The organism is Achromobacter sp. D7-1, assembly GCF_059760445.1.
The window spans coordinates 46,708-71,279 of the sequence record NZ_JCBAMT010000012.1 but is presented as its reverse complement, the minus strand read 5'-3'; the positions used below and the strand labels follow the sequence as shown (position 1 = coordinate 71,279).

Annotated in this window: 24 protein-coding genes; 5 read left to right on the top strand and 19 right to left on the bottom strand. The window is 67.2% G+C overall.

Features of this window, described 5'->3' with window-relative positions:
* Positions 1–29 precede the first annotated feature (29 nt).
* From AC6LKD_RS07850 to AC6LKD_RS07830, 5 genes are all read right to left on the bottom strand, one after another.
* Complete coding sequence (locus AC6LKD_RS07850) at positions 30–959, bottom strand: FecR domain-containing protein (protein ID WP_498115741.1); 930 nt, start codon at positions 957–959, stop codon at positions 30–32.
* 7 nt (positions 960–966) lie between these two features.
* The gene (locus AC6LKD_RS07845) at positions 967–1,473 is read right to left on the bottom strand and encodes a sigma-70 family RNA polymerase sigma factor (RefSeq protein WP_498115739.1); all 507 of its coding nucleotides are present in this window, start codon (positions 1,471–1,473) and stop codon (positions 967–969) included.
* A 125-nt stretch (positions 1,474–1,598) separates the two neighbouring features.
* Positions 1,599–1,919, bottom strand: coding sequence for a hypothetical protein (locus AC6LKD_RS07840; RefSeq protein ID WP_498115737.1), 321 nt, complete (start codon positions 1,917–1,919; stop codon positions 1,599–1,601).
* Positions 1,920–2,313: 394 nt separating this feature from the next.
* Entirely contained in the window at positions 2,314–3,276 is a 963-nt protein-coding gene (locus AC6LKD_RS07835) for a FecR domain-containing protein (protein WP_498115736.1), read from the bottom strand.
* On the bottom strand, positions 3,269–3,808 hold the full coding sequence (locus tag AC6LKD_RS07830; RefSeq protein WP_498115734.1) for a sigma-70 family RNA polymerase sigma factor: 540 nt from the start codon (positions 3,806–3,808) through the stop codon (positions 3,269–3,271). Before AC6LKD_RS07830 ends, AC6LKD_RS07835 begins: the two co-directional genes overlap by 8 nt.
* 313 nt (positions 3,809–4,121) lie before the next feature.
* Between AC6LKD_RS07830 and AC6LKD_RS07825 the strand changes: the two genes are divergently transcribed.
* The 4 genes from AC6LKD_RS07825 to AC6LKD_RS07810 all read left to right on the top strand — a co-directional run bounded on the left by AC6LKD_RS07825 (position 4,122) and on the right by AC6LKD_RS07810 (position 9,188).
* The gene (locus tag AC6LKD_RS07825) at positions 4,122–7,058 is read left to right on the top strand and encodes a TonB-dependent receptor (RefSeq protein WP_498115733.1); all 2,937 of its coding nucleotides are present in this window, start codon (positions 4,122–4,124) and stop codon (positions 7,056–7,058) included.
* A 15-nt stretch (positions 7,059–7,073) separates the two neighbouring features.
* On the top strand, positions 7,074–7,661 hold the full coding sequence (locus AC6LKD_RS07820) for a biliverdin-producing heme oxygenase (RefSeq protein ID WP_013392048.1): 588 nt from the start codon (positions 7,074–7,076) through the stop codon (positions 7,659–7,661).
* Between the two features lie 71 nt (positions 7,662–7,732).
* On the top strand, positions 7,733–8,080 hold the full coding sequence (locus AC6LKD_RS07815; RefSeq protein WP_013392049.1) for a YbaN family protein: 348 nt from the start codon (positions 7,733–7,735) through the stop codon (positions 8,078–8,080).
* Between the two features lie 52 nt (positions 8,081–8,132).
* Positions 8,133–9,188 carry a hypothetical protein gene (locus AC6LKD_RS07810; protein WP_498115731.1) on the top strand — a complete coding sequence of 352 codons (1,056 nt, stop codon included), beginning with the start codon at positions 8,133–8,135 and terminating at the stop codon, positions 9,186–9,188.
* Between the two features lie 16 nt (positions 9,189–9,204).
* On the opposite strand, the gene AC6LKD_RS07805 is transcribed toward AC6LKD_RS07810, so the two are convergent.
* The 9 genes from AC6LKD_RS07805 to AC6LKD_RS07765 form a co-directional block, all read right to left on the bottom strand.
* Positions 9,205–9,909: an ABC transporter ATP-binding protein gene (locus AC6LKD_RS07805; RefSeq protein ID WP_498115730.1), complete on the bottom strand. Its 705-nt coding sequence runs from the start codon at positions 9,907–9,909 to the stop codon at positions 9,205–9,207.
* Entirely contained in the window at positions 9,909–10,625 is a 717-nt protein-coding gene (locus tag AC6LKD_RS07800; RefSeq protein ID WP_498115728.1) for an ABC transporter ATP-binding protein, read from the bottom strand. The genes AC6LKD_RS07805 and AC6LKD_RS07800 overlap by 1 nt, the downstream gene beginning before the upstream one ends.
* Complete coding sequence (locus AC6LKD_RS07795; protein WP_492274894.1) at positions 10,622–11,635, bottom strand: branched-chain amino acid ABC transporter permease; 1,014 nt, start codon at positions 11,633–11,635, stop codon at positions 10,622–10,624. The genes AC6LKD_RS07800 and AC6LKD_RS07795 overlap by 4 nt, the downstream gene beginning before the upstream one ends.
* Positions 11,632–12,513 (bottom strand): branched-chain amino acid ABC transporter permease, encoded by an 882-nt coding sequence (locus AC6LKD_RS07790; RefSeq protein ID WP_013392054.1) that lies wholly within the window; start codon positions 12,511–12,513, stop codon positions 11,632–11,634. The genes AC6LKD_RS07795 and AC6LKD_RS07790 overlap by 4 nt, the downstream gene beginning before the upstream one ends.
* Positions 12,514–12,582: 69 nt before the next feature.
* The gene (locus AC6LKD_RS07785) at positions 12,583–13,842 is read right to left on the bottom strand and encodes an ABC transporter substrate-binding protein (protein WP_498115726.1); all 1,260 of its coding nucleotides are present in this window, start codon (positions 13,840–13,842) and stop codon (positions 12,583–12,585) included.
* Between the two features lie 48 nt (positions 13,843–13,890).
* On the bottom strand, positions 13,891–15,117 hold the full coding sequence (locus tag AC6LKD_RS07780; protein WP_498115724.1) for a serine hydrolase domain-containing protein: 1,227 nt from the start codon (positions 15,115–15,117) through the stop codon (positions 13,891–13,893).
* A 2-nt stretch (positions 15,118–15,119) separates the two neighbouring features.
* Positions 15,120–16,049 carry a phytanoyl-CoA dioxygenase family protein gene (locus AC6LKD_RS07775; RefSeq protein WP_498115723.1) on the bottom strand — a complete coding sequence of 310 codons (930 nt, stop codon included), beginning with the start codon at positions 16,047–16,049 and terminating at the stop codon, positions 15,120–15,122.
* Between the two features lie 22 nt (positions 16,050–16,071).
* Positions 16,072–17,616: a class I adenylate-forming enzyme family protein gene (locus tag AC6LKD_RS07770; RefSeq protein ID WP_498115722.1), complete on the bottom strand. Its 1,545-nt coding sequence runs from the start codon at positions 17,614–17,616 to the stop codon at positions 16,072–16,074.
* The gene (locus AC6LKD_RS07765) at positions 17,613–18,461 is read right to left on the bottom strand and encodes a phytanoyl-CoA dioxygenase family protein (RefSeq protein WP_498115720.1); all 849 of its coding nucleotides are present in this window, start codon (positions 18,459–18,461) and stop codon (positions 17,613–17,615) included. The genes AC6LKD_RS07770 and AC6LKD_RS07765 overlap by 4 nt, the downstream gene beginning before the upstream one ends.
* A gap of 165 nt (positions 18,462–18,626) precedes the next feature.
* Between AC6LKD_RS07765 and AC6LKD_RS07760 the strand changes: the two genes are divergently transcribed.
* Positions 18,627–19,592 carry an AraC-like ligand-binding domain-containing protein gene (locus tag AC6LKD_RS07760; protein WP_492274888.1) on the top strand — a complete coding sequence of 322 codons (966 nt, stop codon included), beginning with the start codon at positions 18,627–18,629 and terminating at the stop codon, positions 19,590–19,592.
* A gap of 7 nt (positions 19,593–19,599) precedes the next feature.
* Here AC6LKD_RS07760 and AC6LKD_RS07755 read toward each other — a convergent pair whose 3' ends face one another.
* The 5 genes from AC6LKD_RS07755 to AC6LKD_RS07735 form a co-directional block, all read right to left on the bottom strand.
* A complete protein-coding gene (locus AC6LKD_RS07755) occupies positions 19,600–19,920 on the bottom strand; it encodes a DUF4148 domain-containing protein (RefSeq protein WP_013392061.1) in 321 nt (106 codons plus the stop codon).
* Positions 19,921–20,224: 304 nt separating this feature from the next.
* Positions 20,225–20,917, bottom strand: a complete 693-nt coding sequence (locus tag AC6LKD_RS07750) for a helix-turn-helix transcriptional regulator (protein ID WP_492274887.1) — start codon at positions 20,915–20,917, stop codon at positions 20,225–20,227.
* A gap of 310 nt (positions 20,918–21,227) precedes the next feature.
* Positions 21,228–22,316: an ABC transporter substrate-binding protein gene (locus tag AC6LKD_RS07745; protein WP_498115719.1), complete on the bottom strand. Its 1,089-nt coding sequence runs from the start codon at positions 22,314–22,316 to the stop codon at positions 21,228–21,230.
* Positions 22,306–23,775, bottom strand: coding sequence for a sensor histidine kinase N-terminal domain-containing protein (locus AC6LKD_RS07740; RefSeq protein ID WP_498115718.1), 1,470 nt, complete (start codon positions 23,773–23,775; stop codon positions 22,306–22,308). The genes AC6LKD_RS07745 and AC6LKD_RS07740 overlap by 11 nt, the downstream gene beginning before the upstream one ends.
* Entirely contained in the window at positions 23,732–24,439 is a 708-nt protein-coding gene (locus AC6LKD_RS07735) for a response regulator transcription factor (RefSeq protein WP_013392065.1), read from the bottom strand. Before AC6LKD_RS07735 ends, AC6LKD_RS07740 begins: the two co-directional genes overlap by 44 nt.
* Between the last annotated feature and the right edge of the window lie 133 nt (positions 24,440–24,572).

Below are 24,572 nucleotides of genomic sequence, written 5' to 3'. Positions count from 1 at the left end.
GGCGGGACGCGTTCTGCGTCCCGTCGGTCTCAGGCCGGACCTACCGTGATCCAGTAGCCGCCCAGCCGCGAGGCGATTGCCACCGGATAGGTGGCGGCCAGCATGGCCAGTGAACGGTCGGTGTCTGCTAGCGGGAAGGTGCCAGACACGCGCAAGGCGGCGACGGCTGGATCGCACCGCGTCACGCCCTTGCGGTAGCGCGCCAGTTCGGCCACCAGCAGGCCCAGCGGCATGCCGTCGGCCAGGAGCATGCCGTGCGTCCAGGCGATCGCGCCCGGCTCCAGCTGGGCTGCGGCGTCGATGCCGCGCGCCGAGAAGGCGGTCTGCTGGCCGGCGTTCAGAACCAGCGTGTCGTGTCCGGTGGCGATGCGTACCGCGCCTTCCTGCACCGCAAGACGCGTCCCGCCCTGCTGCAGCTGCACCGTGAACCGGGTGCCCAGCGCCCGCAGTCTGCCATCGCGCGTGTGGACCTCGAAGGGGCGTGGATCGGCGGCTGTCTCGATGTAGATATCCCCGGCGCGCAGCAGGACGATGCGCTGGTTGGCGTCATAGCGCACGTCGACCGCGGAGGCGGTGTCCAGCGTCAGGCGCGTGCCGTCATCGAGGCGGATCTCGCGGCGTTCGCCGGTGGCGCTGCGATAGTCGGCGGTCCAGCCCTCGGCTTCCGACCAACGCCAGGCGCCCCAGGCGGCGGGCGCCACCGCCAGCAGGGCGGCCAGCTTGGCCAGGGCCGCGCGGCGGGAGCCGGGACGGTCCAGCGCCGGCATGGCCAGCGCGGGGGGCAGGTCGCCTAGCGTGCCCAGCAGCCGCTCGGCGCGCAGCCAGGCTTGTTCATGCGCGGCACTGCGTGCACGCCAGTCCAGCCAGGCGCGGCGGTCGTCGGCCGATACGGCGCCGGCGTGCATGACGACCAGCCATTCGGCGGCCTGATCGAGGATGGAGTCGTCCACGGCGCTCATCGGCGATTCACTCCATGCACGCCAGGCATAGGCGGAAGGCGCGCGCCATATAGCGCTTCACGGTGATGAGCGATACCCCGATCCTGTCGGCGATCGCTTCGTACGTCAGTCCTTCTATCTGCGACAGCAGGAAAGCGCGCCGCACCGGCGTCGGCAAGGCGTCCAGCATGGCGTCGATTTCGTACAGGGTCTGCAGGACGATCAACTGGCGTTCCGGCGAGGGCGCTTGGTCCTCGGGCAGTTGCGCCAATGCCTCCAGATAGGCCTGCTCCAGCGCGCGGCGCTGATACCAGTTGACCAGGATGCCGCGGGCCACCGTGGTCAGATAGGCGCGAGGTTCATGCAGCACCGCGGGCAGGCGCGAATCGAGGATGCGCGCGAAGGTGTCATGCGCCAGGTTTGCGGCGTCGCCCACATTGCCCAGCCGGCGGCGCAGCCAATGCTGCAACCACGCGTGATGGTCGCGGTACAGCGTGCCGACTTGCTGGCGCGGATCGCAGTTGTCAGCCTCCATGGGCTTCTCCCCTGGGCTGACGGTAGCAGCCTAAATGCAAATAAGATTGTTTCGCATTTTATGGCAAGGGCGAAGCGCAGGCAATCCGGCGGCGCGTGTGGCCGCCAGATTGCAGGCACTGACGACTACAGGTAGGCGAGCGTGACGATGTAGCCCTGGGCATCTTTCTGCCCGGGCCGCGACGCCTTGAGGGACACGGGCTGCACGTCGACCTGCACGCGGCTGGCGCTTACGCGGTCGCGGGCAGGCTTGCCGGCGGCGCGGGCGCGTTCGGCATCGCATTCCAGGCGGACCGCTACTTTTCGGGATTGAACCTGCGGCATGCACGAAGCCGCCTCGACGATGGCTCCCTGGAAGTGGATGGTTCCATCCGCGGCGTGGGCAGCGGGGAGGATGCTGGAGGCGGACAGCAAAAGCAGGGAAAGGCGATATTGGAGCTTGGACATGACAGCAACTCCTTGCGACTGGGAACGGAGGGGATAGCTATGTCTGTCTTCACTTCATTTACGGCATCCGACGGCGAAAATTAACCGCAAGCCGTCGGTGGCCGTGTTCGAGTGCGCGAGCCGATGCCGGCTTGCAGCCGTGACGCAGGCGCGTCAGTCCACTCGGCGAAATGCCGGGGTGGCCGAAACTCGGCGTATGGACTACTACCTGGTGCGGGGGAAGGACCGGCTCGCTACGCGAACGGAGGGGAGGAGTATCGGCGGCATCGTGGGCTCCTTTGAGCGCGCGTTGGAAGGCGCGGAGGCGGTCAGGGACCAGGAACGGATTGTCGGCCAAGAGGTAATACGGTAATGCGTGATTTCATTGTGGCAGGTCGTTGAGAAAAATCAATACCTAGCGGCTGATGTTTATGCGGGGTCCATCGCGGCGCGTGCGCAGGCCGTAGGTCTGGGCCAGCATGCCGACGGCCAGTGGCAGGTCGTTGATGGGGAAGGCGCCAGAGACCCGCAGGGGGCGCAGAGACGTATCGCATTCGATGCGCTCGCCGCCGTAGCGCATCAGTTCTTCCGCCCATTGCCGCACGGGCATGTCGTCCGCCACCAGCAGCCCCTTGCGCCAGGCCAGGGCGTTGGCGTTCGCTGCTTCGATTGCGCCCAGACTGTCGCGGTCGAACCGGACCTGATGGCCGGATTCGATGATGTTGGCGCCGGGTCTGGCGCCGGCGCCGTCCAGGTGAATCTGCACGGCGCCTTGGTACACAGTCAGGAGCGTGTAGTCCGTGAACTGGCGCACGGTGAAGCGCGTTCCCAGCGCCAGCATCAGGCCATGATCGCTCTGCACCAGGAAGGGGCGCGGCGGACGCTGTGCGTCTGTCGCGGTGGCGATATGGATTTCACCCCGGCGCAGGCGTAGCAGCCGTTGCCGCTCGTCGTAGCGTATGTCCAGCGCGGTGTCGGTGTTCAGTGCGATCTGCGCGCCGTCCTCCAGCTTGATGTCCAGGCGTTCGCCCACCGCCGTGACGTAGTCGGCCGCCAACCATTCGCGCCAGGCTTGATGCCGCCACGCCAGCCAGCCCATGGGCGCCGCCGCCAGCAGGACGACCAGGCTGCGCAGCATGGCGCGCCTGCCCGCGTGCGCGCGGCGCTGCAGCGTGGGTTTCGCCAGGACGGGCGGCAGGGCGCCCATGCGGGCAAGGAGCCGTTCGGCGCGCTTCCAGGCGCGCTGATGATCGCTGCTGCTGCCGCGCCAGCGTTCGAATTCGGCCTGCTGGGCGGGCGCGAGCGGCGCGTCCTGCATCAGCAGCAGCCAAGTGGCGGCTTCCTCGAGGATGTGCGGAGCGAGGGCGGCATCATTCATCGGGGATCAGGCTCAGGCACGCCAGATAGGCTTTGTGGATGTAGCCCTTGACGGTGGGTACGGCCACCTTCAGCGCCCGCGCGATCTCCTGCTGCTTCATGCCATCCAGCGTCGCCATCAGGAAAGCCTGTTTGATGCGGGGCTTGAGCGTGTCGAGCATGGCGTCGATCTCGTGCAGGGTTTCCAGGATGATGCCCTGCTGTTCGGGCGAGGGGTGTTGCGGCTCGGGCAGCGCGGCCAACGCGTCCAGCCACGCGCGCTCCAGCGTCTGGCGGCGCATCCAGCTGAACAACACGCCCTTGGCCACGGTGGTGAGGTAGGCGCGCGGCTGCTGGATGGACTCGCGCCGCGCGTCGCTGCGGCTGGCCAGGATGCGGACGAAGGTGTCGTGAGCAAGGTCGTCCGCCATGCCCGCGCCCCAGGAGTGCAGCCGGTAGGCCAGCCAGTTGCGAAGCCAGGCGTGGTTCTCGATGTATAGGGCGGCGATGCTGTCGCGCTGTGGGGCGGCGAACGATGGACTTGGGGTGGTCATCACGGGGACGGGCGATTCAGGCAGCGCCAGGAAGGGACCTGACCGAATGCAGTATTGGCAATTGAATAAAAACAATTATCATTCAGGTTTTGGCGCTTCGCAATATTCAGGGGGCGATGTGAAGTCAGCAATCAACAGCGCAAGCCCTGTTTCCATGGCTGGATCAGACAATTTCGATGGCGGCGATCCGCGCGGTCGGCTACGCGCGAAAAATAATTCCGCAAAAAACATATCCCTTTTCCGATCTCGTGCGGCAAGGGGTCTGAGAACTCGCGCCAGGCGCGGGACCCAGACCCCACGAGTTAGGAAAAGCATGCATCGAGTACGCCGTTCTTCCCCCGGACCTCAATCCCCATGGCGCTTGCGCCCGGCTGCGTTTGCGCTGCGTTGCGCACTGATCGGCCTGCCTGCTGCTACCGTCGCCGCTCCCGTGCAGAAAGCGCAGGCAGCCGCTCCCGCCGCGCCGGCAAGCGCCGCCGCGAGGTTGGACGATCCCACGCCGCGCAATTACGACATTGCCGCTGGATCGCTGGGCGCGGCGCTGGGCAGTTTCGCCAGCCAGTCGGGACTGCTCTTGTCGTTCGACCCGGCGTTGACGCGCGGCTTGACGGCGCCTGCCTTGGCGGGGCGCTACACGGTGCGCAGCGCCTTGCAATCGCTGCTGGCGGGCACGCAGTTGCGGCTAGTGCCGCGGCAGGACGGCAGCTACGCGCTGGCGCCTGCGCAGGGGGCGTCCGCTGGCGCATTCGCCTTGCCTTCCGTGCTGATCACCGCCGACGCGCTGCCCGAGAAAGAGGTCTACCTCGCGCCGCGCTCTTCCGTGTACCTGTCGAGCGAAGACATCGACCGCTTCGGGCGCGTCTCGGCGGGCGACCTTTTGAAAGGCGTGCCCGGCGTGCAGGTGGGAGACAGCCGCAACGGCGGCGGGCTGGACGTGAACATCCGGGGCATCCAGGGGCAAAGCCGCGTGGCGGTGCGGGTGGACGGTTCGGAACAGGCGCTGGACGTGTACCGGGGCTATGCGGGTACGCAGCAACGCAGCTACATCGATGCAGACCTCATCAGCAGCGTCACGATCAACAAGGGCCCCTCGATCACGTCCGGCGCCATAGGCGGTTCGGTGGAGATGCGGACCATCGGGATCCAGGACATCCTGGTGGATGGCAATACGTTCGGCGTGCGCCTGACGGGCGACGCGTGGAACAACGGCGTCGCGCCCGCCTATCGCGATCCGAACGCCCGCAAGGGGAGCCTGGTGTCCCTGCCGCACGATAGCCGCGGCAGTCTGTTCGGGTCGCGGGCGGAGTCCGGCAGCATCGCGTTGGGGTACACGAATGACAAGCTGGATCTGGTTGCCGCCTATGCGCGCCGCAACCAGGGCAATTACTTCAGCGGCAAGAGAGGGCAGGACCGCTATCGCGTCTACGACAAGTATGGCCGCGAGCAGAAAAGTGTCGCCACCGTGTACAACGCGGGGGAAGAAGTACTGAATTCCTCGGCCGACACCGAGTCGATCCTGCTGAAGGCGACGATACGCCCGGCCGACGGCCATACGCTGAAGCTGGGCTATCGCAGCTTCGACGGACGCATGGGCGAGATCATGCCGTCCGACATTTTTCGCACGGGGACCGCGGGCATCTATCAGTACCCCTTGAGCGATACCAAGATCGACACCTACACGGCGCGCTACGACTTCCAACCGGTGGGTAATCCGCTGGTCGACCTGACGGCTAACCTGTGGATGACAGATGCCAAGACCAGCCAGCTGACCTCGGTGCTTGCGCCGGCTTCGCAGGCGTACCGTCCGGACCGCAATTGGACCCGGCTGGCCGACCGCCGCATAGGCGGCGACCTGGGCAATACCTCGCGGTTCCAGACCGGCGTGGGCGACTTCAAGCTGGCTTTGGGCGGATCATTCCAGATCGAAGACATCCGTCCGCAGAAAGGCGTGGTCACCACGCAGCACGATATCAACTCCAACCGTATGCTGCGCGATGCCTCCAGGCAGGAGTTCAGCTTCAGCGGGCAGTTGGACTACAAGCCGACCGACAAGCTGACCCTGTGGGGCGGCGGCCGCTACAGCCACTACACCAACAAGGACAATGGCGTTTACGCGAGCGCGCGGCGCGAGGAGCGTGAGCTGCGCTACGTGTCCGTGTCCAAGCCGGGAGGCTGGGGCAACATGATGTGGTTCCCGGACCAGAACGGGCGGTACACCGACGCCACGGATCCCCGGCTCAATAACGGGATCGTGTTCGGCAACACCAACAATCCCTATGAAGGCGTGCGGTTCGACGAATTCGGCGCGACCGCGACCCGAGTACACCCGTCGAAAATCTCGCAGGTGGTCACGGGCTTCGGCTATTCCGGCAAGCAGCGCAGTAGCGGCGGCGGCTTCGCGCCATCGGCGGGCTTCAATTTCGAGCTGGTGCCGGATACCTTCGTCTATGCTTCCTACACGCAGGGCCTGCGCCTGCCGTCCTTGTTCGAGACCAGCCGGGGCGTCCTGCAGACCGAGCCCGGCCAGGCGCTGAAGCCCGAACGCTCGAACAGCTGGGAGGTAGGCGCCAGCACACTGCGCGGCAATGTGCTGGCGGAGGGCGATTCCGCGGCCCTCAAGCTGGCGTACTTCAACAACAACATCAAGAACTACATCACCCGCTACTACGATCCCACGCCGGGCATGGATGGCTTGATGCGGTTCAGCAACGCCGACAGCTACAAGACCAGCGGCCTGGAGCTGCAATCGCACTACGACGCGGGGCGGGTGTTCGCGGATCTGTCGGCCACCTACTACCTGAAGACCGAGACTTGCGATGCGGCGTTCGCCGCGCGCTTGCGGGCGGGTGCCAACGAATACCAGAAAACCGAAAGCACGCCGAACTGCACGCCCGGCAGCTTCATGGGTTCCTATACGAACACGCAGAACCCGCCGAGACTGGCGGTGAACCTGACGACCGGCCTGCGCTTTTTCAATGAAACGCTGACCGTGGGCGGCCGCATGACCTACACCTCGGGCCCCACGGCCAAGGCCGATCAACCCTGGCAGACGGGAGCAACCACGCCGCAACTGGTCTACCACCAGGTCACGCTGTTCGACCTGTTCCTGAACTACAAGCTGCGCGAGCACACCGTTGTGAATGTCTCGCTGCAGAACCTGACCGACCGCTACTACCTGGATCCGCTGGCCATGAGCTTCATGCCCGCGCCCGGCCGCACGCTGCGCGTGGGGCTGCAGACCAGGTTCTAACCCGAGGAGCCAGCCATGACACAAGCATCCCCCACCCTTGCCGACCGGGCCCGGCGCCTGAAGGCGCTCACGACGTCCACGCACGATACCTTGGACCGCCGCATCATGGACGCCGGCATATTCGACAGCCGCGAGCGGTATGCAGGTTTCTTGCGCGTGCAGTACCGGTTCATGCGCGATGTCGACGCGCTTTATGCGCGGGCCGACCTGGCGGCGTTGCTGCCCGATCTGAGCGAGCGGCGCCGCCTGGATCGGGTCGCACAGGACCTGGCGGACCTGGGCGCCGCCGCGCCGTCCGCGCCATCAGTCACCGGCGCCGCCACGCCCCTGCCGCATGCGCTGGGATGGTTGTACGTGTCCGAAGGCTCGACCTTGGGCGCGGCCGTTCTTTACAAGCTGGCCGGTAGCCGGCTGGGTCTGGACCGGGATTTTGGCGCGCGCCATCTGGACGGACACGCCGAAGGCGTGGCCCGGCATTGGCGCGGGTTCGCGGCGGCCCTGGACGCGGTGCCGCTGACGCCGGAACAGGAGCAGCTCGTCGTAACGGGCGCCCAGGCTGCATTCGGGACAGTGCGTGGCTATGTCGAGCAGGAATTCGCGTGAGCCGCGCCTGGGCGGGTTGCGGTGCGCGCCCGCAGCGCGTCAGCCGTAGCGGGCCGGTGCGCGCCGCGTGGATGCTGCTGGGATTCCTGATGGTGGCGCTGGGCGTGATCGGCGCCCTGTTGCCCGTCATGCCGACGACCATCTTCCTGATTCTGGCGGCGGCATGCTTTGCGCGGTCCTCGCCGCGGCTGGAACGCTGGCTGCTGACGCATCCGCGCTTCGGCGCCACGCTCAGGCTATGGCGTGAACAAGGCGCGATCAGCCGCAAGGGCAAGCGCTACGCGGTGGCCGGCATGGCGCTGGGCTACGCGGGCTTTGCCTGGGGCGCCCATCCCGCCTGGTGGCTGGCCTTGGGCGTGGGGCTGGGCATGCTGGCGTGCGCCGGCTGGGTGCTGTCGCGTCCGGAGCCGCTTCAGTAAACTCCGGGCTGCCGCAAGGCGATCGCCGCTACTTTCATGCCTGCCCATCTCCATGCCCGCTTCCGACACGACATTCTCCGCTGCGCTTTGCACTCCGGTCACCGCCGCCGATGATCTGGACCCTCTGGAGCAGTTTTTCCAGCGCCCCGAAGTCAGCGCCTTTCTTGCCCAGGCCCGCAGGCCGGGGCAGGCTACCGCCAGCCTGCGGACCTGCGCCGGTCTATTGCCCGCGCTGCACCCCGGCCGCGCCGCCGCCGTGGCCTTGATGTGCGGTTCGCTGGTGGAAGACGGCGCCGACCCGGCGATTCTCTTTCCCGTCCTGCAAGGCCTGTTGCGGCAGTGGTTGCAAACGCTGAGCCCATATTGCGCACAGGAGGTCGAGGATGACGACGATGAGGTGGAGGAGGCCGACCGCAGGGCCTGGCTGAACGCCCGGTCAAGAATGGCCGATGTGCCGGCGGACCGGCGCTGGGTAGTGGAAGCCGTGCATCAGGCGGCGGACCTGCTGGTGCTGCCGATGATGACCATGGCGCTGCGCGACCGGGGCAATCACGCCGGCTTGGTGTCCGACACGGACCTGATGGCGCTGTTGCATCCCATGGCCACCAGCAACGACAGCCTGCCGTTCGAGAACCTGCACTATCTATGGCTGGCCTCGCAGCTGGGCTACGAGGACGAGCTGGTGGTGGTGCTGCCGGCTTCCATGACGGGCTTTGTCGCGCGGGCGCATGCCGTCAACAACAACTTCCACGCGTTCACGCTGCTGCAGATCATCATCGGCGAGCACGCGCAGGCGCTGGGCGTGCAGCGCGAGATCGCGGCGCGCGAGCCGGACCAGGACGGCGATACCGCGGATTTCCAATGGCTGCAGGCCGATGCCTACGCCAATGGTGAACTGGTCGACGCCATGCGCTTTGCCTGGGGTGAGGCGTCGCTGCGCCACAACGCATCGCGCCACGGCAAGCGGGTGCTGATCGCGCTGGAGACAGATGAAGGCATGAAGCGCAACTGGTCGGGCTTCAACGGCGCCATGCATGAGGCGCAGCAGCCGTCCGTGACGTTCACGCGCTATCTCACGCGTGCCGAGGTCGCGTCATACCTGGCCTGACGGCGCGACTGCCGCATCAAACCCCAAGATAGGCGCGGCGCAGCCCTTCATCGGCCAGGAGTTCGGCGCCAGGCCCCGACATGACGATCTCGCCATGCTCCAGCACATAGCCGCGCGCGGCCATGCTGAGCGAACGGTGCACGTCCTGTTCCACCAGCAGAATGGTGATGCCGCGCGCGTTGATCAGCGGCAGCTTGTCGAAGATGTCCTTGACCATGATGGGCGCCAGTCCGATGGACGGCTCGTCCAGCAGCAGGAGCTTGGGCGAAGTCATCAGCGCGCGGCCGATGGCCAGCATCTGCTGTTCGCCGCCACTGAATGAGCGCGCGAGCTGCCGGCGCCGTTCGCGCAGGCGCGGGAACAGTTGATAGACCCAATCCAGATTGTCGCGGCTGCGGCGCTTGTCGCGCAGTACGTCCGCGCCGACCAGAAGGTTGTCCTCGACGTCCATGTGGCCGAACAGGCGGCGGCCTTCCATGACCTGGGCCATGCCCAGGCGCGCCACCATATGCGCGGGCAGGCCGCTGATGCGCTCGCCCAGGAAACGGACTTCGCCGGCCAGCGCGGGCAGGGATCCCATGACGGTGCGGATCAGCGTGCTCTTGCCGGCGCCATTGGCGCCGACCAGGCTGACGATTTCGCCTTCGCCCACGTTCAGGTCCACGCCGCGCAGCACTTGCACATCGCCGTAGCCGGCGTCCAGTTGACGGATTTCCAGCATCAGGCGGCCTCCCCCAGATAGGCGCGCACCACCAGCGGATCGTTGGCGACCGCTAGCGGCAGGCCGTCGGCGATCTTGCGCCCCTGCTGGATGACAACGATCCGATCGGAGAGCTGCATGATGGCCTTCATATTGTGTTCGATCACCAAGACGCTGATACCGTCGCCGCGCAGCGACAGGATCAGCGCCACCATTTCCGCCGTCTCCACCGGCGTCAGGCCCGCCATCACTTCGTCCAGCAGCAGCAGGCGGGGCTGGGTGGCCAGGGCCTTGGCAACTTCGAGCCGCTTGCGGCCCGACAGGGTGAGCGTGCGGGCGACCTGATGCTCGCGTCCGGTCAGGCCGACGCGGGCCAGCACCGCTTGCGCGATTTCCTCGGCCTGGGCCGGGGCGCGGTGACGCAGGAAGGCGCCGATCATGGCGTTCTCCAGCACGGTCATATCGCCGAAGGGCTTGACGATCTGGAAAGTGCGCGCGAGCCCGGCGGCGCAGATGCGTGCGGGATCCTGGCCGTTGATGCGGGCGCCGTTGAAGCGGATCTCGCCGCTGCTGGGCGGTACGAAGCCGGAGGCCATGGCAAACAGGGTGGTCTTGCCGGCGCCATTGGGGCCGATCAGACCGACGATTTCGTCGGCGCCGACCGTGAAGCTGACCTCGTCCGAGGCGCGCACGCCGCCGAAGTTGCGACTGACACTGTGGAATTCGAGCAGGTTCATGGCGTGCCTCCCATGGCGGGGCCGGCGGCCTTCACTGGCGGATCGGCACGGCGCCGCGGCGCACGGACGCGGGCCAGTATCGCCATCAGGCCGCGCGGCTCCAGTCGGATGACGATCATCAGCAGGAGGCCGTACAACATCATGTCGGCCCCCACCATGCCACCGGTCAGGGAGCGCGCCAGTTCTTCGCCGGGCAAGAGCAACAGGGCTCCCAGAACCGGACCCCATAGCGTTCCGCGTCCGCCGATGATGCAGACCACGGCGATGATGACGCTGAGGTTGGCGCCGAAGACCTTGTCCGGGCTGATGTAGAGCACGAACTGGGCATAGAAGGTGCCGCCCAGCGCGGTCATGGCCGCGCTCAGCATGGCGGCCGTGAGCTTGTAGCGCCGCACCGGCACGCCCAGCGCCATCGCCGCGTCCTGGTCATTGCGCACCGCCGTCAGGCAGTAGCCGAAGCGGCTGCGCAGCACGTGGCGGTTGACCAGCAGCGCGGCGACGGTGAACGCCAGCGCCACCAGGTAATAGAAGGCCTTGCCGGTGTGCTGGAAGTACAGCGGCGCGTCGCGCAGCAGCGTGACTTCCATGCCGCGCGGTCCGCCCAGCAGGGTGTCGGCGTTCTCCACCAGGGTCTTGAGCACCATGCAGGAGGCAATCGTGGCCAGCGCGAAGTAGGCGCCGCGCAGTTGCAGGCAAGACAGCCCCACGATCAGCGCGGCGCCCATGGCCACGACGGCGCCCGCCCACATGCCCAGCCAGGGACTGATGCCCAGGTTCACGAACAGCCAGGTCGAGGTGTAGGCGCCTAGCCCGAAGTAGGCGGCGTGGCCGAGCGAAAGCTGGCCGGCGATACCGCCCAGGATGTTCCACGATAGCGCCAGGTAGGCATACAGCAGCGTCATGGCCCCCACCGACAGCAGGTATTGGTTGCCGCTGGCCAGCGGCAGCAGCGCGAGCACGCCCAGGGCGGCGATAGCGGCGGCCGAAGTCATTTTTTTCTTGGCCATCATTCGTTCTCCACGCCGAACAGCCCGCTGGGCCGGAAATACATGGTGGCGAGAAACAGCAGGAAGATGAGCGCCTCGGCATAGGTGATGGGGATCAGCTGGCTGCCGACCGATTCCAGCACCCCGACCAGGATGCCGCCCCAGAACGCGCCCGCCACCGAGCCTATGCCGCCTAGCACCACGATGACGAAGGCGCGCAGGCCGAAGATGTCGCCAACGAAGGGGTTGACCGGATAGAGCGGCAGCAGTAACGCGCCGGCCGCGCCCAGCACCAGGAGGCCGATGGCGAACGACAGCCGGTAGACGCGGGTGCTGTCTATGCCCAGCACGCTGGCGGCCTCGCGGTCCTGGCCGGTGGCGCGGATGGCGCGGCCGGTGCGGGTGTGGCGCAGGAACAGGACCAACGCGGCGGTGATCAGGCAGGCGAAGAACAGGCCGGCGATCTGCGGATAGGTGAAGATCAGATCGCCAGGCATCCACACCTCGTTGGCCCAAGGCGCATCGATGGTGCGGCTGTCGGGTCCGGCCAGCGCCAGGAAGGCGTTGTCCAGGAATATCCACAGGCCGGTGGTGAAGATCAGCACGCCGATCGGCTCGCGCGAGCTTTCCTTGCGGTAGATGCCGTCGATCAGCCAGCGCTGGCAGGCATAACCGACCGCGAACAGCGCCAGGGCCGTCAGCGGCATGGCGGCCAGCGGGTGCAGGCCGAAGTGGCTGGTCAGCGCGAAGCAGACGTACATGGACATCATCAGGAAGGCGCCATGGGCGAAGTTGATGATCTTCATGACGCCGAACTGCAGGCTCAGGCCCAGCGCGATCAGGCCGTAGACGGCGCCGCTGGCGATACCGCCCAGCAGCGCCTGGAGTAGGGTAGTGGTCAAGGAAGAGCTCCTAGCGATAACGGGGCGCCGCCGCGCCGAGGCAAGCGGAGGGCAGCGGCGCCGGGTCGGTCAGGGCTGGGCGGCGGGCCAGACCATCTTGTAGGACTTGGAAGCCAGGTTCTCCGGCCACACGGTCCGGTACTGGCCGTCGGGCGTGATCTGTTGCATGACGTAGCGCTTCTCGGGGTTCTGGCCCTTGGCGTCGATCACGATGTCATAGCCCACCAGCTTGTTCAGGTCGGTGCCTTGCAGCCTGGTCTGGGCCAGGGCGTCGCGGATGGCTTCGGGATCGGCGCGGCCGGCGCGTTCCAGCGCATCCTTGATGACCCAGACCGCGGCGTAGGCGCTGACCGAGAGCTCGTTGGGATCGACCTTGTAGGCGGCGACAAAGTCATCCCAGAATTTCTTGGCGAACGGGGTGGTGATGGACGACTCGTAGCCAGCCCAGCCGTTGGTGGTGTAGACATTACCCGCGATGTCCTTGCCGACCAGCGGGATGAAGGTGCTGTCGATCTGGCCGGCCGCGCTGCCCACGTAGGTCGAGCCGACCCGCATTTGCGCCAGCAGCTTGTGCAGTTGCACGGCATCGGCGCCGTAGGAGGTCACGGTGACGACGTCGGGCTTCTTGCCCTTGATCTTGAGCACCAGCGGACGCAGGTCCGGCGAGTTGGGCGGATAGCCCTCGTCCAGCACCAAGTCGATGCCAGCCGCCTTGAACTTGGCGCGCAGCGTATTGGCCATGTCCTGGCCCCAGTCGGTGTTCTCGTAGACCATGGCCACCGTCTTGGCGGGTTTGCCGGTGGTCTTGCCGGCATAGTCGATGAAGTCCGCCATGCTCTCGGCATTGCCCGAGGCGGGAATCTGCGTGGGGCGGAACACATACTTGAAGCCGCGCTCGGTGATGTCGGCCTTGGCGGCCAGGTCCACCACCCATGGCACGCGGTTCTTCTCCGCGACGGCGGTGGCGGGGAAGGTCACTCCGCTCTGGAAGGCGCCCAGCAACACCGGCGTTTTCTCGCGCGTGATGAGGCGTTCGACTTCGGTCATGGCGACCTTGGCGTCGCCGCGGGTGTCCACTTCGACCAGTTGCAGTTGCGCGCCGCCCAGCGCCTGGATGCCGCCCGCGTCATTGATGTGCTTGACGGCCAGATGCGTGGCGCGCGACATATCCTTGCCGATCGAGGCGGTGGCGCTGCCCGAGAGCGGAATCAGGTAGCCGATCTTGACGGGATCGGCGGCCATGGCCGCGCCGTGGACCAGCAGGGTGGCGCCGGCTACGGCGAAGAGGCGCCGCAGGGCGGCGGGGCGATAGGGAAAGTTGGTGCTCATGAGGATTTGTCTCCAGTATTTTTGTGATTTGTGTGTGCCGCGTCGCAATCAGCCAGGCGAACCGCCGATTGCGGCATGCGTCGCACGCACCAGGCGGTGCGCGCGTTCATCGAGCAGCACCGTGCGGCCCATGCGGTTCATGGTGTAGGCAAATGAAAGCCGGCGCTGCGGCCAGGCGAAAGCCAGCGATCCGCCAGCGCCCGTATGGCCATAGGCCTGGTCGCCGAAGCAGGCGCTGTCCAGGCCTAGCGCGCGGTTGTCCATCTGGCGCATGAAGCCGCAGGCATAGCGCGAGGGCACGCGCAGGCAGGCGTCGTCATCGGTCCGCGCTGACAGGGCGGTGGCCGTGACCAGGGTGTCCTCGCGCAGCAGGCGCACACCGTCGCGCGCGCCGCCCAGCGCCAGCGTGCCGTACAAGCGCGCCAGGCTGCGCGCGTTGCCAATACCGCCTGCGGCGCACAGCCCGGCGGCGTGGCCGGCGCGGCTGTTGAAGCCGGACGGACGCCAGCCGCCAGTGTTCCTGGCGTACAGCGCGGTAGGACTGTCGGGCTCGTCCTTCAGCGACTGCTCGAAGGGGCTGAACGGCGCTTGCGGTGCGGGCGGCGGCACGATCGGCGCGACCCGCGCTTCCTCGGCTTCCGGCAAGCCTATCCAGAAGTCCAGGTCCAGCGGCTGCGCGATGTGGCGGCGGAAGAACTCGCCGGGCATGCAGCCGCCCAGCCTGCGTACCAGTTCGCCGACCAGCCAGCCGTAGGTCAGGCCGTGGTAAGCCACGCGTTCGCCCGGGGTCCAGAAGGGCGCGGCGGCGGCCAGCCGGCCGGTCATGCCCTCCCAGTCGAAAGCGGCATCCGCGGGCAAGGGCTCGCGCAGCGCAGGCAGGCCCGCGGTGTGGTTGAGCAGCATGCGCGGGGTGGTGTCGCCCTTGCCGGCCGCGGCATATTCGGGCCAGTAACGGGAAACCGGCGCGTCCAGGTCCAGTTCGCCTGCTTCGGCCAGCATATGGGCGCACAACGCTGTGGCCGGCTTGGTGTTGGAGAACACGATACAGACCGTGTCGCGTTGCCAAGGTCGATTGCGCTCCGGGTCCGTCCATCCGGCCCACAGATCGACCACCGGATAACCGTCGACCTCGATGGCGACGGAGGCGCCCAGTTCGCCGTCATCCTGAAAGTTGCGCGCGAAGGCCTCGCGCACTGGCTCGAACGCGGGATCGCAATAGCCGTGGATGGCCGGAGCCACGCCGTCTGGCGCCTGGGGCAAGGTGGCGGTGGCCATGGTCAGCGCGTGAACGGCGCGCGCGCGCCGTAGCCCAGCAGGTAGCGCGCCTCGTTGGACAGGGTGGCGGCGACGCCTGCTGGCAGCGTGCTGGTGAAATCCGCGAAGCCGCGCAGCCAGGACACGTTGTAGTTGCAGAGTATGGCGCGGCGCTCGCGGCCGGTATGGTTCGGGCCGGAGCGGTGCCAGGTATTGGACAGCCAGATCGCGACCGAGCCGGCGGGCGCCGTCAGCGTGACTTCGCCGTCCAGCGGGCCGCTGCCCCAGGGTGGCGACTTGCGCAGCTTGTGGCTGCGCGGCATGACGCGGGTGGCGCCGTTGTCGGCGGTGAAGTCGTCCAGCATCCAGACGTTCTGCAGGGTCAGCGGGAATTCCGGCAGCGGCTCGGCGATCTGGCCCAGCGGCGCGTCCACGTGCCAGGCGCCGCCGCCCGTGCCGGGGCCGATGCTGGTGGCCTGGAAATCGTGCAGGTTGCAGTCCTGGCCCATCACGCTGCGCACCATGGGCAGTACCACCGGGTGTTCGATCAGCGGAATCATGTCGGGCGCCTTGTTCAACAGGTTCCAGACGCGTTGCGACTTGTCGTCGTCGAACAGGGTGGGCAAGTGCAGGAAGTTCTTCGACACTTTGTTGATGGGAACCGGCCAGCGCGTGTTTTCGTTGTCGCGGCGGTACTGGTGCACGCGCGCCACCATGCGCCGGGCTTCCAGGTCGCTCACCGTGTAGTGGCGCTTATAGTAGGCCAGGATGTCGTCGTCGTCTTCGTGCCGTTCATCGTCCAGCGGGAATGGATCGGCGCGTTCGGCGGCCATCAGGCTGGCTACGCGTTCGCGCGCCTGTTCCAGCTGTCCGGCGTCCAGCACGTTTTCAATGACGGCATAGCCTTCTTCGGCGAGCTGGTGTTGCAGCGCCTGCAGATCGAGTTGCTTCATGTTCCTCCCCTTGTGTTGGATGTCACTGCGAAATCGGGCTGGGCGCGGCCACGGGGGCCAATGCGCTGCGCGCGAGCTTGCCCACGCTGGTGCGCGGCAAGGCTTGCGCCGCGCCGATGCGGCGCGGCACCTTGTAGCCGGCAAGATGCGTGGCGCAATGGGCCTGCAGGGCGTTCGTGTCCAGGCTCTGGCCGGGTGCGGGCGTGACCCAGGCGTGCACCACCTGTCCCAGCCGCTCGTCAGGCACGCCGAAGGCGGCGGCTTCGCCAACCTCGGGACGCGACAACAGCACTTGCTCCACTTCCAGCGGATAGACCTTGAAGCCGCCCACGTTGATGCAGTCGTGCCGTCTGCCTTGCAGATGGAGATAGCCTTCGTCGTCCAGAACCGCGACATCGCCGGTGTAGAACCAGCCTTCGCACAGGGCTCGCGCGGCGTCCGGAGCGGGCTGGCGGTAGCCCGCCATCACATGGGGACCGCGTACGCGGATTTCGCCGGGCTGGCCGGGCGGCAGCAGCCGCTCGCCGTGGTCCAGGTCCACGATCTGCAGTTCGCCGCCCGGCACGGGCAGGCCCACTGAACCCGGTTTGCGTGGGCGGTGCATGGGATTGAACGCCAGGCATGGACCGGCTTCGCTCATGCCGTAGCCTTCGTAGATGGGGCAGCCGGCGCGCTGCTCGAAGCGCGCCAGGGTCTCGCGCGGCAGCGGCGCGGCGCCGGAGAAACAGGCGCGCAGGCTGGCCAGGCGTTCCAGGCTCAGGGCCGGGCTCAGCAGCAGATCATGGAAAATGGCGGGCGCGCCCGGCAGCAGCGTGACACGGTGCGTGGCGATGGCCTCTATGGTGCGGGCGGCGTCGAAGCGCCGCATCACCACCAGCTCACCGCGGGCGTGCAGACTGAGGTAGAGCGACATCGAGACTGCCGACACATGGAACAGGGGCATCACGCAGAGCACCACTTCGGCCTCGCGCCGCGTTGGCAGCCAGGCTTCGCGCTGTGCGATGTTGTACGCGATCTGCCGGTGCAGGATATTCACACCCTTGGGGCGGCCGGTGGTGCCGCCGGTGTATTGCAGCGTGGCCAAGTCCTCGTGCCGCGGCAGGTCTGCGGGCAGCGCGCAGGCTTGCGGCAGCATGCCGAGCAGGCCGGCACCGTTGCCGGTGCAGAGGATGGCGCCGGCATCCAGGGCGGGACACAGGGCGCCCGGGTCCAGCTTCACGCTGTCGTCATGCAGCAGCATGCGGGGCGCGGCGTCTTCCAGCATATAGGCCAGTTCGCGTTCGCGGTAGCCGGGGTTGAGCGGCACGGCCTGGGCGCGCAGCGCATGCACGGCGAAGGTGGCGACCGCCAGGTCCAGAGAGTTCTGCATCAGCAGCGCGACCCGGTCGCCGGGCCGGACGCGTTCGCCCAGGCGGCGCGCCAGCGCTCCGGCCAGGCCGGCGTATTGCGCGTAGTTCAGGCGCGAGCCTTCGAAGGACAGGGCGGGAAGATCGGGCGTTTCGCGGGCGGCGTCGCGTAGCAAGTGGACCACCGAATCCGGGACCGCGGGCAGGGAGGGAACGTTCATGCCTTGCGCTCTGCGGCCTTGCGGGCGGCCTTGGCATCGCTGGCCTGCCACACAGTGGGCCGGCCTTCGCCGCCCAGCAGGGTGATGGGATCGGCGTTGTCGATATGGCCGTACTGCCCTTTGTAGATGCTGTAGCCGCACAGTTCCTGCAGACGGCGCGGGAAGCGCCGCACCACGTCGGCCGGGATGCCGAGCTGCAGGTTTTCCTGCTGGCGTATCCAGCCGGCGCAGTAGTAGCAAGACAGCGCGTAGCGGCGCGCATTGCTGTTGTTGGCGCCGCCTTTGTGCCACATGGCGCTGTCAAACAGCATGACGCTACCGGCCTTCATGGTGGCCTGCACGGTCTCTATGTCCTGCGCGCCGTAGGGCGGTGAAGAGTCGTAGCGATGGCTGCCGGGCACGATGTGGGTGGCGCCGTTTTCTGCGGTGAAATCGCTCAGCGCCCAGATGGCGTTGACCGCCAGCGGCGGGCGCGGCCGCGGCAGGGCCAGCTGCTGGGTGTCTTCGTGCAGGGGCTGGGCGCCTTGCCCGGGCGCCAGCGTCAACGAGCACAGCGAGGACAGCAGCAGTTCGCGGTCCAGCAGACGTTCGGCCAGGGCCAGCACCTCGGGTTGCAGCGGCACGTCCCAGAAGCGCGGATCGTAGACCAGCAGGTTATTGATGCGCACCGTCTTGCGGCCTTCGAACGAGGTCTGGGCGTAGCCGAGGTTGTGCTCGGCTTCGATCCGGATCAGGGCTTCCTGCAACTGGCTGACCTGCTCGGGTGGAATGATCCCGGGCAACACCACGAAGCCGTCGCGTTCAAAGGCTGCGATCCGCTCGTCGAGCGGTTCGGGCGTGCTCATCTTTTGTCTCCTGATGGGGCCTGGATCCGAGTCCGGCGATATAGGTCTGTGCGTATAATCGGCCGGTAGTCTTCGCCCTGCCAGCGCGTAGCGTCCACGGCAGTGGCGCAAAGCGTCCATCCCCAAGAAGATGGCGGCCCCCGTCGGCATGATCCGGTACTCAAGATGAGCGCGCAGGCCTACCACCACACCACCGATGTCATAGCGCCGCAGGACCAGTTCGCGTATTGGCGCGACGCGATCTGCGATGCCTACGTGCCGCTCGAACCCGAGCGCGATGCCGCGCGCAGCTTCCGCGGCCAGATCGACGGCCTGCTGCTGCCGGACCTTCATGGCTCGACCGTCACGGCGCAATCCCATGTGGTCAGATTGTCCGCGGCCGGCCTTTCGGCCCGCACGCAATCGCCTTTTTTCGCCAACCTGCTGTGTGCCGGCGAGGCCATGGTCTCGCAGGACGGAAGCGCCATGCGCGCGCGCGCCGGTGACGTCTACGTGGTGGATTGCGCTTCGCCCTGGGAAGTCGACTTTCGCACCGATTTCCGCATGTTCTGCATAGAAATTCCGGAAGGCCTGCTGCGGCCGCAGCTGGGGCGGCGCGGACGGCTGGCCACGCCGGTGCTGGACGGGAGTTCAGGGGCAGGACGGGTGTTGGCTAGCTACATGCGGCTGGTGAGCGAATTGCCGGCGAATGAACTGCAGCAGGTGCAGGCGCTGATGGTCAGGCATTGCAGCGAACTGCTATCGCGGACCCAGCTCGAAGGAACGGACGCTGGCGCACAGACCGCCGAACGGGTGAGGCATGACGTCCTGGATCGCATCCTGGCGCTGGTGCAGCGCCGTCTGGCCGACCGCGGCTTGACGCCGGCCTCGGCCAGCGAGGAACTCGGCATTTCGCGCAGTTATCTGTTCAAGATCCTGGCCGAGCACGGCTTGAGCTTCAGCGCCTACGTGCGGCAGTGCCGGTTGGAGAAATGCCGGCAGGCTATCGAAACCCAGCCTGGCCGCTCCATCGCGGATATCGCCGCCAGCTGGGGATTCGAGGAAGTTTCCACATTCAATCGGGCGTACCGCACGCACTATGGCCGCTCGCCAGGCAGCGGGCGCGGCGGTGCGCCCTCGCGGGCAGGGTAGCGGCGCATTACCACTTGCTCTGGCCCTGCGACTGCTGCATCTGCGGGGCGTTGGCAGGCCTGACTGTGTCCACGTACTTCTTGTAGGCGGCAACATACTCTGGGCTGCTGATGTCCGGGGTGCTGTCGCTGTCCCAGTTTCTTTCAACGCCGGATTGCTTCCAGGCAGCGAGATCCCGTTCGACCTGATCGCGGCTGAGCTGGACGTCGGACGGGGGCGCCGCGGTGGTGGGCGCGGCGGACATTTGCGCGACGGCGGGGCCGGAGAGCAGGGCGCAGGCTGCCAGGACGAGGGGAATCGCGGCGCGGACGGTTAGGGCAGTGTTCATGAAATGCTCCTGATGACGTGAGTGACCGCAGCATTGGAAACCGGTGTCCCTGGGGGCTTGCGGCAATGCAGCCCGGGGCAGGAACAGCTGCGCGACCGGATTGGCGCATTGGTGTTTTTCTTGGGCAGACCGGCCCGGTCCGCGGCGGGCGCGAACACGCTCCCGGCGCGGAGCCACGCCGCCAGGTTTGCGACTCGGGCCGGATCGGGCGTCCGGGCCTCATGCCTTCGTGCTCATCGTAGGACGGCGCAGGTGGACGCCACATACTCAATATTGAGTACGTCATGCCAGCGGGGGAGCGCGCTTAGAGCAGCGACGCCAGCCTGACGAGTTCGGACTGGCGGTTACATTCCATCTTGTTGAGCAGGGACGCCACCTGCTTGCGCACCGTCAGCACGGAGGCATGGCGCAGGGTGGCGACCTCCTCCACGCTATGGCCCATTGCGAGTCCGGCCAGCACCGCCGCTTCGGCGCGGGTGATGGCGAATACGGCTTCCAGCCGGTCGACGTCGGGTTGGGCGAAGGCGCTCTTGCGCCGCATGCGCACCAGCAGCATGCGGTTGCCGATCAGGCTCAGCGCTTGCGGGGCCGCGCTGATGTCGATCCAGGTCAATTCGCCCCAGCCAGCCGCCGCGGCCAGGGACCGCGCCTTGCCGTCGCGCGCAACCGCCTGGCAATAGGCGTCGAACAGCGCCTGTATTTTTGCGTCCGGATGGAGCAGCTTGCCGCCCCGCACGTTCCAGCCGCGCGCGTCGTCCAGATACCGCACGGCGAGCGCGGACATCTTGTCCACGATTGCATCGCGGCTGACCAGCAGCACCGCTTCGCCGACATCGGTGAGCGCGCTTTCGATGGCTGTCCAACCGATGGCGAGCGTCTTTTCGCGCTGAGCCAGCTCGCGGGCGCTCAGCAGGACGTCATGCCAGTGCGGATCGGGACTGGCCAGGTGGTCCAGCGCTTCGATCGCGCTCTGGACGGCAATCTGGTGTTCAGCCATTTGGTGCCTCCAACTCTGGTTCAGACGCAAACGCTGTCACGCATCACAGATCGTTGTAGAGGTGGCTCCGGCCAGATCGGGAGGAGCGCTGCGCGGCCGTGGTCTGGCGGCGCTTAGGCAAGACGGGCCGGTCTGATTGCCGGCGGGTTTTTCCCTAAGGAAATTATCCTCGCAAAATCCCGGGCCAGATGAAAAAAATGGGTACTGGGCGGGTATGAAAAGGGTCCGGATCCATAACCGCGCGCCCCATGGTCCGGGAAGTGGTGCGAGCGCACCGGGCCATGCTTACCAGCGCGCCGGGAAACAGGGGTCAGGGCTGTGCGCTGCCGCCGGGCGGATGGACCGCCGCGCGCCACAGGTCGAGGAAATGCCGCTTCTTGAGCGGGTCCAGATACACCAGCAGTCCCACGCCCAGTCCCACTGGCCGCACGCCTGCTTCCGGATTGACCGACGCGCTCACCGGCCGCATGCCGGACTGGCGGGCGACCATTTCCTGGCCGCGCGGCGACAACAGGTAGTCCAGGAACATCGCGCCCAAGTCTGCGCGCGGCGCCTGCCTGGGAATGATGGCGGAGCGCGACAGCATCAGCGTGTAGTCCTGCGGGTATACGATGGCCAGCGCCGCGCCTTGGTCGATGCGGTGCCGGGTATAGGACTCCAGCAGGTTATAGGCCAGCGTGATCTCGCCGCGTTCGAGCTTGTCCAGCGCGTCTTCCGTGGACGCGTGCACGGTGACGCGGTTGCGGCCCAGCTCGGCCAGCAGCGCGCCGGCCATACTGTCCAGGCGCGTGTCTTGTGTCGCCGCCAGGTAGCCGATGCCGCTGCCTTCGACATCGTAGGTGGAGATGGCGCCAGCCAGGGGCTGGTCCGGCGCCTGCAGCAGCGACAGCAGCTCGCGCCGGGTGCGCGGCGCCCGTGCGGGGGCAAGCTTGCCGGTGTTGTAGACCATGACGATGGGGTCGGTGCCGATGCTGAAGACTTCATCGCGCCAGTTGGCCCAGGCGGGCAGGGCGCGGGTCTCTGGCGAGATGTGGGCCTGCGCGTAGCCGTCGTTGACCAGCTTGGTTTGCAGGTCCATGGCGCTGCTGATGACGAGATCGGGGCCAGACCTGGACGCCGGCGTCCGTGCGGCGCGGGCGACGGTCTCGGCGTATAGCTCCTGTGTGGAAAGTTCGGTGTATTCCAGGCGCAGGCCAGGGTTGAGCCTGCTGAAGTCCTCCAGGACGCCGCGGAACACTTGCACGCTGTTCGAGGCGTGCACGACCAGCACGTTCTTGCTGTTGGCAGGCCCCAGCGTCAGGCCCTCGGCGCTGGTTTCCGCGGCATGACCGGCCACGGCCGGCAGCAGGGCGGCCAGCGCCGCCAGCAGGCGCAGGGGTTTCAGGAGATCAAGCTTCATGGGGGCGGGCCGGCAGCGTGACCACGGCGTCCAGGCCGCCGCCGACGCGGTTGCTCAGGGCCAATCGGCCCTGATGGATGTCGACCACGCGCTTGATGATGGACAGGCCCAGGCCGGCGCCGGGCGCGCGCGGATTCGGTCCACGCACGAAGCGCTCGAAGGCGGCGTTGGCCAGCGCCGGCGGAATGCCTGGCCCCTGGTCGGATACGGCAATGCGCCAGCCATCGTCCTGCGGCTCCAGCCGTACGTCGATGTGGCCGTCTTCGGTGGCGCCGTGGCGCAGGGCGTTGTCGATGAGGTTCTTGAAGGCTTCGCGCAGCATCAGGCTGTCGCCCAGAATGGTGGGGGGACTGCCAGGCGCATGGGCGGGCAGGTGCAGGCGCACGTCGGGTTGGGGATCGGCTTGCGGGACCGTGTCGTACACCGCCTGGCGTAGCAGCTCGGCCAGATCCACCGGCTGGAACTGGCGCATGTTGCTGCGGTGGATGACGCTGGCGTCGCTCAACAGCTGGTTGACCAGGCGCGAGAGCTTTTCGGCGTTGCGCAGCACGGCCAGCAGGCTGCGGCGTTGTTCAGCGGGATCGTCCTCGTCCAGCGCCACTTCCATCTGCGCGTGCAGCGCGGCCAGCGGCGTGCGCAGCTGGTGCGCGGCCTCGGCGATGAAGAGGCGCAGGGTGTCCAGGTTTTCCGACAGGCGCGCCATGAAGCCGTCCAGCGAGTGCACCAGCGTGTCGAGTTCCTCGGGTACCGGGGCGGCGATGGGATGCAGATCGGATGCGCTGCGGGCCGCCAGTTCGCGTTCGATGCGGCGGATGGGGGAGAGCGAACGCAGCAGGCCCCAATAGGCCAGCGCCAGCGCCGCGGCGGTGAAGCCGATCAGCGCCAGCGTGCCTTGCCAGAGGATGCCCGCCGCCAGCGCATTGCGAGCTTCGCGAGTTTGCGCGACCTGGATGAGCGCGGTCTCGGCGTTGCGGGGGCCGGCGATCTTGCGCTCCATCCAGGCGATGCGTACCGGCTCGCCTTGGTAGCTGGCGTCGTACAGGCGGGGCGTGTACGCCGGCCCGTCCTTACCGCGGCTGGGCGGCGCGGGAAGGTCCGCGTAGCCGGAGATCAGCGTGCCGCCGGCGTCGCCGACACGGTAGAACACGCGGTCGCGCGGCGCCTGCTCCAGCAGCGCCAGCGAGGCATAGGGCATGTCCATGCGCCATTCGCCCTGCACCAACTGCAGGCTGTCGGCGATGGACAGCACCGAGGAGCGCAGCAGCTGGTCGTAGGTGGTGTCGGCAGTCTGATTCGCATAGCCGCGCACCAGCAGGTAGAGCGTGGCCAAGGCGACGACGAACAGCGCCAGCAGCATGGCCAGCAGGCGGCGCTTGATCGAGATGCGGCCCTGCGCGGCGGCGGGCCGGGCGGATTCAGTCCCGGCCGGAGCCGGACGCGGCGGGGCTGTCGTGGTCATCGGTGGCAGTCAAAAGGTAGCCGGTGCCGCGCTGCGTTTCGATGCGCAGGGGCGAGCCTTCGAGCTTGCGGCGTAGCCGGGCGATATAGACCTCGATGGCGTTGGGCGCGGCATCGTCGTCGAAGGCGAACAGCTTGTGGGCGATTTCGGTCTTGCTGACGGCGCGGTTCATGCCGGCCAGCAGGATCTCCAGCAGGCTGTATTCGCGCTTGGGCAATTCGATGCGCTGGCCGGCCAGCGTGACCTGGCGCGCCGCGCTGTCGATGACCAGTTCGCCAAAGCGCAGCACGCCGGCGGCCTGGGCGCTGGGGCGTCGCAGCAGGGCGCGGCAGCGGGCTTCCAGTTCGCGGAAATCGAAGGGTTTGGCCAGGTAGTCGTCGGCGCCGGTATCCAGGGCGTGGACGCGGTCTTCGATGTCGATGCGGGCGGTCAGCGCCAGCACCGGCGTCTTGCTGCCGCGGTCGCGCAGCCGATGCAGGATGTCGAAGCCCGACATACGGGGCAGGCCGATGTCCAGGATGACGAGGTCGAAGGTTTCGTACTGCAGCACGCCGTCGGCGCTGAGGCCGTCGTTCTGGCAGTCGACGGCATGGCCGAGACGGCGCAGCCGGCGCACGAGTGCGTCGGCAAGGTCCGCGTCGTCTTCGATCACCAGTATGCGCATAAGGGCGATTGTCGCATGGCTGGACGAGCCTTCCCGCGCTGCTCTCGCGTTCAAAAACGACAGGTTGCCGACAGCTTTTATTTCTAGTCTTGCGGTCGCGCTTCCCCCAGCCGGAGGCGCGACACACGCATAA